The following is a 13,868-nucleotide window of genomic DNA, read 5'->3' as shown; positions in this document are numbered from 1 at the left end:
TCCAACTCGGAACAGACCTGTACCGTTTGGAGAGATCGTGCCCCGAATCCCCCAGCTCACCGAGCATCCGTTGCTGACCGACGTCCGTACCCAGATCGGCCGGGTGCCCAACCTCTATGCCGCGATGGCCAACGGCCCGGCGGCGCTGAGCGGCTACCTCGCCTTGCGCGACGCCCTCACGCGCGGCGAACTGACCGCGCGCGAGCGCGAGTTGCTCGCGCTGTTCACCGCGCAGCGCAACGAATGCGGCTACTGCCTCGCCGCGCACACCTTCCGCGGCGAGAAGATGCGCATCCCCGCCGTCGAACTGGACAAGGCCCGCGAGGCGGAAAGCCCCGACCCGCACACCCGCGCGGTGCTCCGGCTGGCGGACGCCGTCATGGCCCACCGCGGCCGCGTCCCCGACGAGCGGCTGGCCGAGGCCCGCGCGGACGGCGTCACCGACGCGCAGGTCGCCGAGGTGGTCGCCCATATCGCGCTCAACGTGCTGTCCAACTACTTCAACCACGTGGCCGAACCCGACCTCGACTTCCCCGCGGTGTCCCAGTGAGACACGCGTCGCCGATACTGCTGACCGCGGCGGGTGCGGGCGGGGTGGCCGCCGCGGGAATGGGCTCCGGTGTCGGGCCGGCGGCGTCGGCACCGCTCGCCGCCAGTCTCGCCCTGGTGCTCGCCAATCCGGCCCTCCCGTCCGCCCGGCCGGTCGCGGTCTTCGGCGGCCACGCGCTCGCCGTGGTGGCCGGGGTCCTCGCCGCGTTCGCGCTGCCGCGCGGTCCGGTGGCCGTCGCGGTCGCGGCGGCCACCGGATTCGGCGCCATGCTGCTCTTCCGGGTGGTGCATCCGCCCGCCGTCGCCTCCGGCTGCCTGATGGTCCTGCAGCCGTGGCCCACCGGCGTGTTCCTGATCGGTGCGGCGGCCACACTGGCAGTCGCGTTGCTCCTGCACACCAGGTTCAGCCGCGACATCGGCGGGGCCGCCGAAAGCGACCCCGCCGATGGTTCCCTCCCCGCCCCTGCCGGCGAGTCTCAGTGACTTCAGAAGGTGACGGTGAACCCGTCGATGCTGCCGGTGTCGAACCGGTAGACGTCCTGAGCGCTCAGCTTCCAGGTGCCGTTGGCCGTTTCACCGGAGGCATCGACGGAGAAGGTCTGGTGCACACCCTCGGCCGAGCCGACACCGCCCGAGTTCTTGAGGCGGTAGGCCTTGCCGCTCGGCCCGATCAGGTCGAGCACGAGGTCGGCGCTGTAGGTGTGCGAAACGTCCACCTTGACCGACAACGACGCGGAAGCCTTGCCGTCACAGCCTTCCTGGGTCACGGAACTGGTCACGGCCGCCCCGGCGTCCGGAATGGACACCGGCGTGGTGTTCGATTTCGCCCCGCAGTTCGGCCCGGGGCCGCCGCTGCCGATGAACGACACGTTCAGCAGCTTGTTCGGCGAACCGCTGCCCGCGTTCTTGATGACACCCGCGGTCGCGCCGTTCACCAGCGCGTCCCGCACCTGTTGCGGCGTGGCTCCCGGGTTGGCCGACAGGTAGAGCGCGGCCGCGCCGACGACGTGCGGCGTCGCCATCGAGGTCCCGTTCATCACCGCGGAACCGCCGCTGCTCGGGCTCAGCGACGTGATGTTCGAGCCGGGCGCGAAGATGTCGGTGCAGCTTCCGTAGTTGGAGAACGAAGACCGGTTGTCGGCGGAGTCCGAGGCGTTGACCGTGATCGCCTCGGGCACCCGTGCCGGGCTCGTGTTGCACGCGTCGGTGGAGGCGTTGCCCGCCGCCACCCCGTACACGACGCCCGACGCGATCGACCGCTTCACCGCGTCGTCCCCGACACCCGGGGCGTCCATGGTCAGGCTCATGTTCGCCACGGCGGGCTTCTTCGCGTTGGCCGTCACCCAGTCGACGGCGTCGATGATGCCCGAGTCAGGCCCGGAGTTGTTGCACCCCAGCACTTTCAGCCCGACGATCTTGACCTTCTTCGCGACACCGTAGGTCTTGCTGCCGATCGTGCCCGCGGTGTGGCTGCCGTGCCCATGGCAGTCCGAGCCGTCTCCGCCCATGAAGTCCTTGCCGAGGCTGGCGCGGCCTTCGTACTCCGGGTTCGACGGGTTGATACCGCTGTCGAGGTCGTACGCGGTGACGCCCGAGCCCTCGTTCGGGTAGTTGTAGGCCTTGTCGAGCGGAAGGCTCTTCTGGTCGACCCGGTCCAGCCCCCAGGTCGGGTTCTGCTGAGTGCCGGTTCCGCGGGCGGTGCCGTCTTCGTACACCGCCTTGACCGACGGGTCCGCGGCAAGTTTGCGTGCCTCGGCCGCGGTCATGCTCTTGGCCGAGAACCCGCGGAGGGCCGCCGTCCAGACCGAACGGACCTCCCCGCCGTATCGTTTGGCCAGATCGGCGGACGCCGTCTGTCCGGCAGCCGCGACGTCGTGGAGGACGACGATGTACTGGTCCCCGTAGTGCTCCTTGGCCGGGATCACCGTGCCTTCGGCTTCGGCGGCGACGGCCGATCCGGCGCCGAGCGCGAGCAGCGGGCTCAGCAGCCCGAGCGCCAGCAGCGTTTTCGTCTTGTCACGCATGGGAAATCACCTCTGTTTCGGCGAAGGTCACTGGACGGTGAGGGTGTACGTGGTGGTCGCGGTCTTGCCGCCGCCGTCCTTGGCGGTCACCGTGACCGGGTATGTACCGGCGCTGTACGGCGCGAAGACCTGCATGGTCGAACTGCCGCCGCTCGAAACGCTCTGCGGCCAGAACATGGGGCTGAGCGGCAGCCCGGCACCACTGGCGGAGAACGTGATCGAACCGGTGCCGCCGGGCGCGGTGACGGTGGCGCTCACGAGCGTGCCCACGCGGCCGGACCCGGAGGACGGGTTCACGGTCACCTTCAAATCACCGGCGGGAGGTTCGCCCGCGCCGACGGTGAGCGAAAGCCCCGCGGTGGCCGTGTCGGTGGTCCCCTTCCCGGAAATCGTGACCTGATAGGCCTTTTCCGGAGTTCCGGCGGCGGTCTCGATGGTCAGCTTGGCGACCTCGCCCGCCTTGATCGTCGCGGGCTGGAAGGTGGCCTTGGCACCCTCGGGCAGCCCGGCCGCGGAGAGCGTGATGTCCTCGGCGCCGTTCTTGCCCGGTTTGCTCGTGACGCTCGCCGACACGTACTTGCCCGGCAGGACCTTCACCGACGACGGCGAAGCCGCGAGCGTGAAGGCGTCACCGGGCTGCTCGCCGCCGATCTGTTCGGCGACCCAGTCACCCATGTCGTTGTTGAGCCTGCTGTAGACGCTGTACCAGCGGAAATCGCTACGGCTCCAGGAAGCGAGGCCGGTGACCTTCCCGTTGACGACGAACGGGCCACCGCTGTCCCCGGGGAGGATGGTCTTGCGGCCGTCCGAGTAGCCCGCGCAGATCATCGTCTTCGGATCGACGCCGTTCTCCACGCCGGTGCACTGGCTCGCGTTCACGATCGGCAGGGTCAGCTTGTGCAGCGTGACGTCCTGGGTGGAGTCGTTGATGTCCTTCTTGCCGTAGCCGAGGCTGAACCCGTCCTTGCCGGGTGTCTCCAGACCGGTGTCGGCGGACGTGGCGACCTTCGCGTAGCCGCCGGGCGGCACCGGGATGTCACCGTCGACGGTGATCACCGCGACGTCGTAGCCGTACCAGGGCTGGGTGAATTTGGGATGTGTCTTGTAGTCGACGGCCTTCAGCTGGGTACCGCCCGCGCTCTTCAGGTCGTCGAGTCCATAAAGGACACTCTTCTCGCCTGCCAGCTCCTTGCAGTGGGCCGCGACGAGGACCTTCCGCGGCGCGATGACGGAACCGGAACAGCTCTGGCCCTTCGGCCGCGAACCGCCTTCCCGCAGGGCGGCGATGACATACGGGTAGTCCTTGACCGACGCGGGCGAGCCGCCGATGCTCTGGCCGTGGACGCCTCCCGTCGGCATGGGCGCGGCGTCGGTCGGGGAGATTGCGCGAAGGGTGCCGGCCGGTTCCGCGCCGGCGAGACCCGCCGCCGGTGCCAGCGCGGCCAGGGTCAGGGCGACCACGCCTAAGATCCGTTTTCTGCTCACGGTGCTTCCTTTCCGGGAAATCGCGAACTGCCCGACAACCATCGATCGACGGCGGAAGCGGAAAAATAGTGGAATACGGACCGCGCCCCACTATTTAAAGAAAACGCCTCTCACCAGCGGTTTCTCACGTGATACCCAGCGAATCGACGAATACGTGCCCTTAGGGAATGTCGCTGAGCAGATCAGCGGTCAGGACGGTACGCGAAGGCAATCCCAATTTGCGCAGTGCTCGTCCCACGTGGATCTCGACCGTCCTCGGCGAAAGGAACAGCCGCTCCCCGATCTCCCGGTTCGTCAGGTTCTGGGCGGCGAGCCGGGCGACTTCGAGCTCCCTCGGGGACAACGCTTCGCCGTAACCCTTGCGCCCGCGCCGGGGCATCTCCGGATCGCAGCGCCGCAGCGAACGTCGGCAGCGCAGCGCGTCCACGGCGGCGCCGAGGCTCGCGTACGTCGTCTCCGCGGTGGTGAAGGAAGCGACGGCACGCTCCCGCACCCCGGCTTCGGAGAAACATCCGGCGGCGAGTTCGTCGGCGTAGGCGGCGAAATACGGGAGTGGCAAGGCACTGTAGGCCTGCGCGGCGCCCAGTAGCAGTTCACCGGCGGCCAGTGTCTCGCCACGCGCTTGCGTGAGCATGCCCCGGCACAACAACGCCGACGCGTTGGCGACCGGCGCGTCCTTGCCGTCGATGCCCTGCCGGTACTCCGCGAGCAGCTCTCGCGCCTCGACGTGCTGTCCCAGCCCGAGCATGGTGCGCACGGCGAACGGCATCAGCTCGGCCGCCCAGACCCAGTTGTTCTTGCGGCGCACGGTTTCCAGGCCGAATTCGGCCAGGCGCCGGGCGGCCTGCAGATCCTTGCCCGCCTGATGGACGGCCACCCTCCCCGCGTACGCCGAAGCCTGCACCGGGACACTGCCCGCGGACAGCGCGAACGCCGCGTCGAAACTGCGCAGGGCCGCCGTCGGCCGGTGCTGCCCGTACTCGTACCAGCCGAGCACCAGCAGCGGCTCGGCCGCCAGCGAACCGTCCTTGTCGACCCGCGTCAGCATCGCGCGCGCCTTCTCCGCGACGCTCGCCCACTCCCCCATCGCCAGATCCAACCGCAGCTCCGTGCCGTCGGCGAGCGCGTCGAGATAGGGCTGATGGTCGTCGCGGATCAGCCGCCGCGCGGTCGCGAGGTAGGCCCGCGCGACCGGATAGTGCCCGTTCCATGCCACCGCGTCGGCCAGATTGATGTAGGTGCGGGCGACCTGACGGCAGACCTCCGCCGACTCCGGTGCCCGCGGGAGATCGGCGATCTCGTGCCAGGCCTCCGGATCGGCGATCTGCATCCGCGCCGAAAGCCGGTTGGCGGTGATCGCGGCGAGCAGCCCGGCGTCGTGTTCCCCCTTGCTGACCTGCTCGGCCTCGTCGAGCCAACGGAGGTTCTCTTCGACCGGGACGGTCCCGATATGCGGCAGCGCCAAGGTGACCAGCCCCCTGGCGAGCAGCGCCTGGCGTCTGCCGAGGTCGGCCGCGCCCAGTTCGATTTCGAGCCTGCCCGCTTCGACCTTGCCCACCTGGTTGATCAGTACCTGTCCGAGGTGGACCCGGATCTCACCCCGCGCGGCCTTGCTCAGCGGCCATTCGCGCAGGATCTCCCGCAGCAGCCGCACCGTGCCGGCGTGCGCGATACTGCGCGGCAGTTCCCTGCCGAGCCGGACGGCGAACGATTCGCGCGCGGTGCGCGGCAGATCCGTGTCCCGCAGGGCCGCTTCGAGCAGACGGCTCGCTTCCTCGGTCCGGCCGTCTTCGATGGCGTTGTCGACCGCGACGCCGGTCCACTGTGTCCACGCGGCGATGTCGCCCGCCAGCCGCGCGTGACGGGCGATGAGCGACGCGAAGGGTTCGGCGTCCGCGGAGAGCCGGGCCGCGGCACGTCCGTGCATCGCGCAGCGCTGAGGCCCGGGGAGCAGCGCGTAGACGGCTTCGGCGATCAGCGGGCTCCCCGAGACATAGCGGCCTCGGCCGAGATCCCGCAGCAGCCCCGTTTCCACGGCTTCGGTGACCGCGTTCTCGATCTCCGCGCACGCCGCGACCGCGCCCAGATCCGGCTCCCCGGCGGGCGATCCCAGCACCGCGGCCGCGCGGACGACATCCCGAGCGGCGGGCCCGATCGCCGCCATCAGCCCGGAAACCCGGCTCCGCACGATCGGCGGCACGGTCGCCGACGCGAGCCTGTCCACCGAAAGCGCTTCGGCCGTGTCTCCGACACTCTGGACCAACGCCGTCAGGTCGACGGCGATCCCGGACGTCCGCCGGTGCGCCGCTTCGGCGAAATCCGGTGCGCAGCGGCCGAAAGAGGAGTCCAGCACCGTCCGCACCTGGACGGCGGTGAACGCCGCGAGCCAGAGATGCGCGGCGGTCTCACGCAACGGCGGGAATCGCCGCGGCCCGCACGTTCCCGCGCTGACCACCACGCTCAGCGCCGCCGCCGGGGAAGCCGCGAGCCCGCGCAGGAACTCCCATGTGTCGTCGTCCGCGCAGTGGACGTCGTCGAGTACCAGTACCGCCGGACCGCAGCCCGTCAACACCTCTCGCACGGCCCGGAACTCCTGCTGCCGGACGGTCTCCGCGTCCGCGTTCTCCGGGAACGCCGGCAGCCACGGCGACCATTCGGGAACGAGCCGCCGCAGGACACCGGTCACCGGGGAGAAGCCCGCCGCGTGGGCGGCGGCCACGGCGCTCTTCCCGAGCAACGCGTCGACCAATGGCGCCAGACGGCAAGGCCGGGAGAACGAACCGCAGCGGGCGGACCACACCACGCGTGAGGCGAGTGCAGGATGGGCGGCCAGTTCTTCGAGCAGCCGGCTCCGGCCCACCCCCGGTTCGCCCTCGACGACGGCGACCGACGGCGGGCGTGAGGCGACGCGCACCAGTTCGGCCAATTCGGCGTCGCGGGCCACGAACACCGGTGCCGTACCGATCGTCGGCATGCTCGGGACCATACCGAGCGGACACCCGCCGAAAGGCGGGAACACGAACAGTGACCACGAGCCGCGCGCTTTCCGCTGGTCCACACCACCGGAGTCACGACTTCACCGCACTGTTAACTCGATCGGGCGACGACGACCTGCGGTGACACCGACGCCCGCATCGGCAATACGGACCCTTAGGTATTGCCGCGAGCCTTGCCATGAGACCACCAGAGGGTGAATCTCAGACTGTTCGCAGTGCCCCTCTGTTACCTCGCCACAGCGCAACTCCCCCGCACGCGCCGGTCGGCCACCCAGTCGGGTAGCCGAAGTCCCCACCTGTCCCTTACGGGCGGCCCGCCGCGCTTGCTTCGCGTTCGACCATCCAGTTAGGAGTGTTCCGACGGTGAAGACCTCGTTCAGGCGCGGGCTGGCCACGGCCTGCGCCGGTGTCGCCGCGCTGGTCGCCCTGCAGGCGCCCGCCACCGCGGCACCCGCCATCACGGCGGCCACCACGATCCCGATCAAGATGCAGGCCCAGGAGAAGAGCAACTGGTGCTGGGACGCCAGTGGCAACACGATCGCCGCCTGGTGGGGCCACTCCCTCACCCAGACGAAGTTCTGCCAGGTCGCGCACAACGAGTCCGGTTCGGACTGCGCGAACAACCAGGGCTACCTGAGCGATCAGCAGCGCGTGTTCCGCTGGCTCGGGTTCAGCAACGTCGGCACCTACAGCTCCTCGGGCCAGACGCTGAGCTTCGCCTCGATCAAGAGCCAGGTCGACGCGCGGCAGCCGATCGGCACCCGGATCGGCTGGCGCAACGGCGGCGGCCACATGCACGTGCTCTACGGCTACGACAACACCAACGGCGCGACGACGGTGTACTACGGCGACCCGTGGGGCTCCAGCCCCCGCTACAACCAGATGAGCTACAGCGCCTACCGGTCCAACAACTCGTTCACCTGGACCCACACCGTCTACGGGATCAAGGACTGAAACCATGAAGCGAACCTTCCTCGGCGCCACGATCCTCGCCCTCGGACTGTCGCTGGCGCTCGGCGGCCAGTCCTCCGCGGCCGAAGCCCCCAGCGGCGCGCCCACCGCCGCCGACCTCGCCGCGGTGTCCACAGTGGTCACCAGCGACGCGACCACCCAGCGGCTCGCCAAGGCGCAGTTCCCCGGCGCCGCCAAGGCGGACACGGCCCTCGCGGCCAAGACCGCCAAGGCCGATCCGCGGACACCGGTGGCGGTCTACCAGCCGACCGCGGCCTTCATCGCCGGCACGTCCACCGTCCCGGCCGAACTCGCCTATGTCGCCACTCCGGCGACCCTGGGCAACGGTGACGCCGCGACCGTGTGGTCGCAGCGTGAGGGCTCGGGCTGGTCGGTCTACAACGTCGCCTCGGGTGACGTCGAAAAGCGCCTCGCGGCGCAGGTCGGCAAGGGCTACCTCCTGAGCGAACCTCAGGCGGGTGCCTGGTACGCCGTCGACGGCGACACCGTGACCGTCCTCGACGGCTCGTCGGTGGCGAAGACCGGCGAGAAGATGTCGCTCGCCGCCTACCGCGAAGCCCTGCAGAGCCGCTACGGCGACAAGCTGCCCGGCTCGACGTACGACCGCACCGGTGCCGCCGGTGGTTACGGTGCCGCCCCGGTGGGCGACACCGAGGTGCCGTGGTGGCCGTACGCGCTCGGCGCGGTCTTCCTCGCCGCCGCGGGCACGGCCGTCACGCTGCGGCTCCGCAAGCAGTAGGCGCCAAGTATGCGGGCGGGCTGAAGGACGCTTTCACCGCATGCGATGCAAGGAAAGCGTCCTTCACCGCGTGGCATGCGGTGAAGGACGCTTTCAGCCCACCGTCAGGCGAACGTGTAGTCCTCGATGGGGAAGCTCTGCGCCTCCTTGATCGCGTTCAGTGTGGACGACGGCCGCAGCAGGGTCGCCTCCCCGTGCGGGTTGAAGTAGTAGCTGTTCGCCGGGGCGCAGTTCCCGAGCGTGAAGATCGAGTCGCCGAGGCGTTCGGTCATCCGGTCGAGGAACGCGTCGTTCGCCTCCTGCGTCACCTCGAACTCCGTCGCGCCACGCCGCCGCATCGCGCCGAAGAGCCGGTCCATATGCCGCATCTGGGTCTCGATGGTGGTGAAATAGGACAGTCCCGAGTAGGAATACGGGCTGTTGAGCGAGATGAAGTTGGGGAACTTCGGGATCGCGACACCCTCGTAGGCCTGGAAACGGTTCTCCCGCCACCACTTCCCGAGATCCCGGCCGTCGCGTCCGATGATCTCGATCGCCGGGAAGTTCGCCTCCCAGAGGTCGAATCCGGTCGCCAGCACCAGGACGTCGATGTCCCGCCGCCGTCCGTCCGCGGTCTCGATCCCGCTCTCGTCGATCTTCGCGATCGACGTCGTCTCCAGGTGCACGTGGTCCTTGGTGAAGGCCGGGTAGTACTCGTTGGAGAACGTCGGGCGCTTGCAGCCGAACGAATAGCGCGGCGTCAGCTCGGCGCGCAGCCCCGGGTCCCGCACCTGACGGCGCAGATGCGCCTGGCACCACAGCTTGCCGAGCCGGTTCGCCATCGGCAGCTGCTTGTAGTGCAGCACACCGGAGACCATCATCAGCTCCAGCAGCGCGGTCCCGGTCAGCCGGGCGGCCCACTGGGTGAACGGGAGCGCCGCGAACGCGCGCCGGACCGCCTTCGGCACCGGGAAGTCCAGTTTGGGGCTCACCCAGATCGGGGTCCGCTGGTACACGGTGAGGTCCCGCGCGACCTTCGCGATCTCGGGGATCAGCTGGACCGCGGTCGCGCCCGTGCCGATCACCGCGACCCGTTTGCCCGCGAGGTCGTACTCGTCGTCCCAGGCCGTGGTGTGGATGACCTTGCCGCCGAAGGTGCCGATCCCGGCGATGTCGGGTTTCTTCGGCTGGGAAAGGAATCCCGTGGCGGTGAGGAGATACTTGGCGGTGACCGGGTCGCCGTCGGCGAGCGAGACCTTCCAGTGCGCGTCCGCCTCGTCCCAGACCGCACCGGTGACCACCGAGCCGAAACGCATGTAGCGCCGCAGCCGGTACTTGTCCGCGACGTGCTCGGCGTACCGCTTCAGCTCCGCGCCCGGCGCGAAAAGCCGCGACCAGTGCGGATTCGGCTCGAACGAGTACGAGTAGGTGGCCGACGGGATGTCGACGGCCAGTCCGGGATAGCGGTTCACATGCCAGGTGCCGCCGAGGTCGGATTCGCGTTCGAGGATGAGCAGGTTGTCGTAGCCGAGCCGGTTGAGCTGGATCGCCGCGCCCATCCCGCCGAAACCGGCCCCCACGACGACGGCGTCGTACTGCGTGGTCATGCGTTTTCCTCCCGGTGGGTGTCCTGGTCGAGGCGGGCGCGGTAGCCGTCCCGCTCGGGTGAATCGGGGCGCAGCGCCCGGTCGTCCCGCATCAGCCGCCGGAACGCGTTGAGCGCCGGTTCGGGGGTCACGGCCGCGAGGGTCGCGAGCGCGCCGACGTAACCGGGCACGGCGATCTCCGCGGCCCGTGTGCGGACGGAATCCACCACGGCGTCGGCGATCCGCTCCGGTTTCACCTTGGGGATCGGCCGCATGTCGAGCCCGGACGCGAGCGCGGTGTCGACCGCCGACGGCAGCACGGCCGAGACGCTCACGCCGTGCGGCGCGTACTCCAGCCGGGTCGCCGCGGTCAGCCCGACGACGGCGAACTTGCTGGCGTTGTAGATCGCCAGCCCTTTCACCGGGAACTTCCCGGCCAACGAAGCGACGTTGACGATGTGGCCGCGCCCGCGTTCCAGCATGCCGGGCAGCGCCAGCCGCATGCCGTGGACGACGCCGAAGACGTTGACCTCCATGGTCGCCCGGTTCAGCGCGTCGGAGAGATCGAGGAAGCCGCCGTTCGGCATGATCCCGGCGTTGTTGACGAGCACCGCGAGCGGTCCGTTCGCCTGTTCGGCCTCGCCGAGGAACGCGGCGAACGACGCCGGATCGGCGACGTCCAGATGATGCGCGGTACCGCCGATGTCGGCGGCGGTCCGTTTCGCGGCTTCGAGGTCGAGGTCGCCGATGGACACGCGGGCGCCGAGGGCGGCCATGCGTTCCGCGGTCGCGCGGCCGATGCCCTGCCCCGCGCCGGTGATCGCCACGTGCGCGCGAGCGAGGTCGAGATGCGGGTACTTGGTCATGCGCGTACTCCTGCTCGTTCGAAGGCTTCGGCGACCAGGGCGGGCGCCGTCCTCGACGCCGTGGCGAGCACGTGCTCCCGGCGCCGTCCGTCCATGAAGTTCGCGCCCATGGCGGCGAGATCGGCGGGCCCCGGCTCGATCCGCACCACCCGGACACCGGCCGCGCGCAACCGTCGCGCCTCGTCGTCGACCCGCCTGGTCATCGCCGTCCGCAGCAGCCGTTCCAGCCGGGCCGCGCCACGCGCCGGTGCACCGCCCTCGCTGCTCATCGGTGCGATCAGCACGATCTCGCCGACGTCGTGACCGAGCAGGAGATCAGCCGAGGTCGGCGAGATCGTGCCGCCGTCGAGCAACGGCTGTCCGTCCACAACGGACGGTGGGAACCAGCCGGGGATCGCCCACGACGCGGCGATCGCCTCACCGAGCCGGGCGGGTGGTGCGTCCGGGGAACCTAGCGCGATCCGCTCCCCCGTCAGGTCCGCGGCCATCAGCCAGGTCGCGGGATGCGGGACCCAGCCGCCGGGTGCAAGCGCGTCCCCGAGGTCGCGAAGCCAAGTCGCATCACCGCGTCCCCGGGGCAGAAGACCCGCGAGACCGGCGAGCGTGTCGACGTCCCGGCGCAGCGCGGCCCGGACCAATCCGGCCGCCGGCCAGCGCGGGGACGGCACCGGCGGAAGCCGGTCCGGCACCCGCCGGACGTGCGCGGCGACGACGGCGTCGCCACCGGGCGCGCCCGCCACCGCGTCGAGGATCGCTTTCGCCGGGATGCCCGCCCCGAGCATGGCCACCGCTTCGGCCCCCGCCGACGTGCCGACCAGGACGTCCGCCTCCCGTGGATCCCAGCCGGCCTCGGCGTGCAGCGCGTCGAGGACCGCGGCCGTCCAGGCGAACCCCAAGGTCCCGCCGCAGCCGAGCACCAGCGCCCTCGCGGAATGACGTGTCATTTCCGGAACGGTATGTCATTTGAACGCGTCAGGCAATAAGCTGGCGGAATGACGACGGAGATCCCGGTCAGCAGGGCCGCACGGAAGAAGCAGGAACTACGGCGCGAGATCGTGGAGACCGCGTTCGACTGCTTCGCCGAACGGGGCTACCACGCGACCGGCATCGCCGACATCGCCGCCCGGCTGGGCATCGGGCACGGCACCTTCTACCGGTACTTCCAGAACAAGCGGGACATCGTCGACCACGTCATCACGGACCTGGTCGAGAAGGTGGTCGGCGCGCTGGCCGCGGACAACGCGCCGGACGCGGTCAACAGCCTGGCCGAGTACCGCAAGCAGAGCGCGCGGATCGGCGACGCGCTCGCCCGGATCTTCGGCAGCGACCCGCGGATGGCCCGGTTCCTCCTGCTCGAGGCGGCGGGTATCGACGCCGAGATGCGGGAGCGGGTGCTGGACTTCTACGAGACCGCCGCCGAGCTGACCGCGGGCTATCTGCACCACGGCGTCCGCCTCGGGTATCTGCACGAGGACCTGGACGTGGACTCCACCGCCCGCGCGATCAACGGGATGATCCTCGCGTCGGTGCTGTCCGAACTGCGCGATCCTTCACCGGAGCGGCAGGTCGCGATGAGCCGGGCGGTCCGCCGGGTGATGTACGACGGGATAGCGACGCACCAGTAGGCGGGGTCTGGGCGATACTGGTGCCACGCTTATGGAACAGGGTCCGGACAGCCGGGTCTAGCGCCTGAAACGCATACCGGCACCGACGAAAACGAACCTTCACGGATTCCGCAGGGTGTGGCTGGGCGGTTCGCCGAACGCCGCGCGGTACTGCGCGCTGAACCGGCTGCCGTGCAGGAAACCCCACTTCGCCGCGACGCCCGTCACCGTCGTGCCGTCGCCGGGCGCGGCGGCACGGAGGTCCGCTCTGGCCAGGTCGAGCCGGATCCGGCGCAGGTAGGCCATGGGCGTGGTGTCCAGATGCCGCCGGAACGCCAGTTGCAGGGCCCGCACCGAGACCCGGCAGGCGCGGGCGATGTCCGCGACCCCGAGGTCGAGGTCCGGATTCGCCTCCAGGAAGGCGACCGCGCGGCGCACCGTGTCCGGAACGGCATCCCGCCGGTCAATCGGGCGCTCTTCGCCCCGGCCCGTGGTGAAGGTGTCCAGTGCCATGGCGGCCATCAGCCTGCCCGCCGCGCCGAGTACCAGCGGGCCGTTCTCCACGCCCGGATCGGTGAACAAGGCGGTCATGTAGTCGACCGTCCGGCTCCATCGCCGGGCCTTCTCCGGGCTCACCGGCTCGTAGCACAACCGCTCCACCACAGGTTCCGGGTCGATTCCGCTGAACAGCGAGAGGTCGATCCCGGTGATCTGCAGCCGCGTGCCGTGCAGCCCCGTCCGGTACTCGCGGTCGGGATGCGGACCGACGAACACGTCCCCCGGACCGAGCCTGCGGTCGCTGACCCCGTCGTCGAGCTCCTGTTCACCGTCCAGCACCCGCAAAAGCACCACCCTGCCCAACGGCTGGACGACGACCTCCGTGGTCAGCGTGTTGTGCAGGAAGTCGAAGTGCACATCGCCGAGATCACAGCGGTTGTGCTCGAAACGGTAGCTTTCGACGCTGCCGCGGACCCGCAGGCGATTGTCCCGGTACGCCTCGGCGAGCAGGGCACACGCCTGTTCCGGATCGGTGGTCGCGAATTCCGTCACCTTCGGTTCGTGCACGCC

The 13,868-nt window shown here is 69.9% G+C and carries 12 protein-coding genes; 5 read left to right on the top strand and 7 right to left on the bottom strand.

Annotated features, from left to right (window positions below):
- Positions 1 to 37: 37 nt before the first annotated feature.
- Positions 38 to 550 (top strand): carboxymuconolactone decarboxylase family protein, encoded by a 513-nt coding sequence (locus AJAP_RS14835; RefSeq protein ID WP_038511839.1) that lies wholly within the window; start codon positions 38 to 40, stop codon positions 548 to 550.
- On the top strand, positions 547 to 1,032 hold the full coding sequence (locus AJAP_RS42460; RefSeq protein ID WP_051972449.1) for an HPP family protein: 486 nt from the start codon (positions 547 to 549) through the stop codon (positions 1,030 to 1,032). The genes AJAP_RS14835 and AJAP_RS42460 overlap by 4 nt, the downstream gene beginning before the upstream one ends.
- A gap of 2 nt (positions 1,033 to 1,034) precedes the next feature.
- Here the strand turns inward: AJAP_RS42460 and AJAP_RS14825 are convergent, their stop codons facing one another.
- The 3 genes from AJAP_RS14825 to AJAP_RS14815 form a co-directional block, all read right to left on the bottom strand.
- Complete coding sequence (locus AJAP_RS14825) at positions 1,035 to 2,573, bottom strand: S8 family serine peptidase (protein WP_038511836.1); 1,539 nt, start codon at positions 2,571 to 2,573, stop codon at positions 1,035 to 1,037.
- A 27-nt stretch (positions 2,574 to 2,600) separates the two neighbouring features.
- A complete protein-coding gene (locus tag AJAP_RS14820; RefSeq protein WP_038511833.1) occupies positions 2,601 to 4,058 on the bottom strand; it encodes a S1 family serine peptidase in 1,458 nt (485 codons plus the stop codon).
- Between the two features lie 160 nt (positions 4,059 to 4,218).
- A complete protein-coding gene (locus tag AJAP_RS14815; protein ID WP_228694943.1) occupies positions 4,219 to 7,032 on the bottom strand; it encodes a LuxR C-terminal-related transcriptional regulator in 2,814 nt (937 codons plus the stop codon).
- A gap of 385 nt (positions 7,033 to 7,417) precedes the next feature.
- On the opposite strand from AJAP_RS14815, the gene AJAP_RS14810 reads away from it, so the two are divergent.
- Both AJAP_RS14810 and AJAP_RS14805 read left to right on the top strand, forming a co-directional pair.
- Entirely contained in the window at positions 7,418 to 8,008 is a 591-nt protein-coding gene (locus AJAP_RS14810; protein WP_038511826.1) for a papain-like cysteine protease family protein, read from the top strand.
- Between the two features lie 4 nt (positions 8,009 to 8,012).
- On the top strand, positions 8,013 to 8,765 hold the full coding sequence (locus tag AJAP_RS14805) for a hypothetical protein (RefSeq protein WP_038511824.1): 753 nt from the start codon (positions 8,013 to 8,015) through the stop codon (positions 8,763 to 8,765).
- Positions 8,766 to 8,869: 104 nt separating this feature from the next.
- Here the strand turns inward: AJAP_RS14805 and AJAP_RS14800 are convergent, their stop codons facing one another.
- The 3 genes from AJAP_RS14800 to AJAP_RS14790 are packed head-to-tail and all read right to left on the bottom strand — an operon-like array spanning position 8,870 to position 12,140.
- Positions 8,870 to 10,351 (bottom strand): flavin-containing monooxygenase, encoded by a 1,482-nt coding sequence (locus AJAP_RS14800; protein ID WP_038511823.1) that lies wholly within the window; start codon positions 10,349 to 10,351, stop codon positions 8,870 to 8,872.
- Positions 10,348 to 11,196 (bottom strand): SDR family oxidoreductase, encoded by an 849-nt coding sequence (locus tag AJAP_RS14795; protein WP_038511821.1) that lies wholly within the window; start codon positions 11,194 to 11,196, stop codon positions 10,348 to 10,350. The genes AJAP_RS14800 and AJAP_RS14795 overlap by 4 nt, the downstream gene beginning before the upstream one ends.
- Positions 11,193 to 12,140, bottom strand: a complete 948-nt coding sequence (locus AJAP_RS14790; RefSeq protein ID WP_228694942.1) for a patatin-like phospholipase family protein — start codon at positions 12,138 to 12,140, stop codon at positions 11,193 to 11,195. The genes AJAP_RS14795 and AJAP_RS14790 overlap by 4 nt, the downstream gene beginning before the upstream one ends.
- Positions 12,141 to 12,188: 48 nt before the next feature.
- On the opposite strand from AJAP_RS14790, the gene AJAP_RS14785 reads away from it, so the two are divergent.
- A complete protein-coding gene (locus AJAP_RS14785; protein WP_038511819.1) occupies positions 12,189 to 12,821 on the top strand; it encodes a TetR/AcrR family transcriptional regulator in 633 nt (210 codons plus the stop codon).
- A gap of 99 nt (positions 12,822 to 12,920) precedes the next feature.
- On the opposite strand, the gene AJAP_RS14780 is transcribed toward AJAP_RS14785, so the two are convergent.
- Positions 12,921 to 13,865, bottom strand: coding sequence for a helix-turn-helix transcriptional regulator (locus tag AJAP_RS14780; protein ID WP_038523050.1), 945 nt, complete (start codon positions 13,863 to 13,865; stop codon positions 12,921 to 12,923).
- Positions 13,866 to 13,868: the final 3 nt, after the last annotated feature.

It is taken from the genome of Amycolatopsis japonica (genome assembly GCF_000732925.1).
GTDB lineage: Bacteria > Actinomycetota > Actinomycetes > Mycobacteriales > Pseudonocardiaceae > Amycolatopsis > Amycolatopsis japonica.
Note: the sequence above shows the minus strand (reverse complement) of the source record. Positions and strands in the feature narration are given on the sequence as shown.

What these genes read in the sequence shown, in the direction of transcription:
- AJAP_RS14790 (WP_228694942.1), bottom strand. Translation starts at nt 12,140, where the DNA reads ATGACACGTCATTCCGCGAGGGCGCTGGTGCTCGGCTGCGGCGGGACC.
- AJAP_RS14815 (WP_228694943.1), bottom strand. Translation starts at nt 7,032, where the DNA reads ATGCCGACGATCGGTACGGCACCGGTGTTCGTGGCCCGCGACGCCGAA.
- AJAP_RS14795 (WP_038511821.1), bottom strand. Translation starts at nt 11,196, where the DNA reads ATGACCAAGTACCCGCATCTCGACCTCGCTCGCGCGCACGTGGCGATC.
- AJAP_RS14825 (WP_038511836.1), bottom strand. Translation starts at nt 2,573, where the DNA reads ATGCGTGACAAGACGAAAACGCTGCTGGCGCTCGGGCTGCTGAGCCCG.
- AJAP_RS14800 (WP_038511823.1), bottom strand. Translation starts at nt 10,351, where the DNA reads ATGACCACGCAGTACGACGCCGTCGTCGTGGGGGCCGGTTTCGGCGGG.
- AJAP_RS14785 (WP_038511819.1), top strand. Translation starts at nt 12,189, where the DNA reads ATGACGACGGAGATCCCGGTCAGCAGGGCCGCACGGAAGAAGCAGGAA.
- AJAP_RS14805 (WP_038511824.1), top strand. Translation starts at nt 8,013, where the DNA reads ATGAAGCGAACCTTCCTCGGCGCCACGATCCTCGCCCTCGGACTGTCG.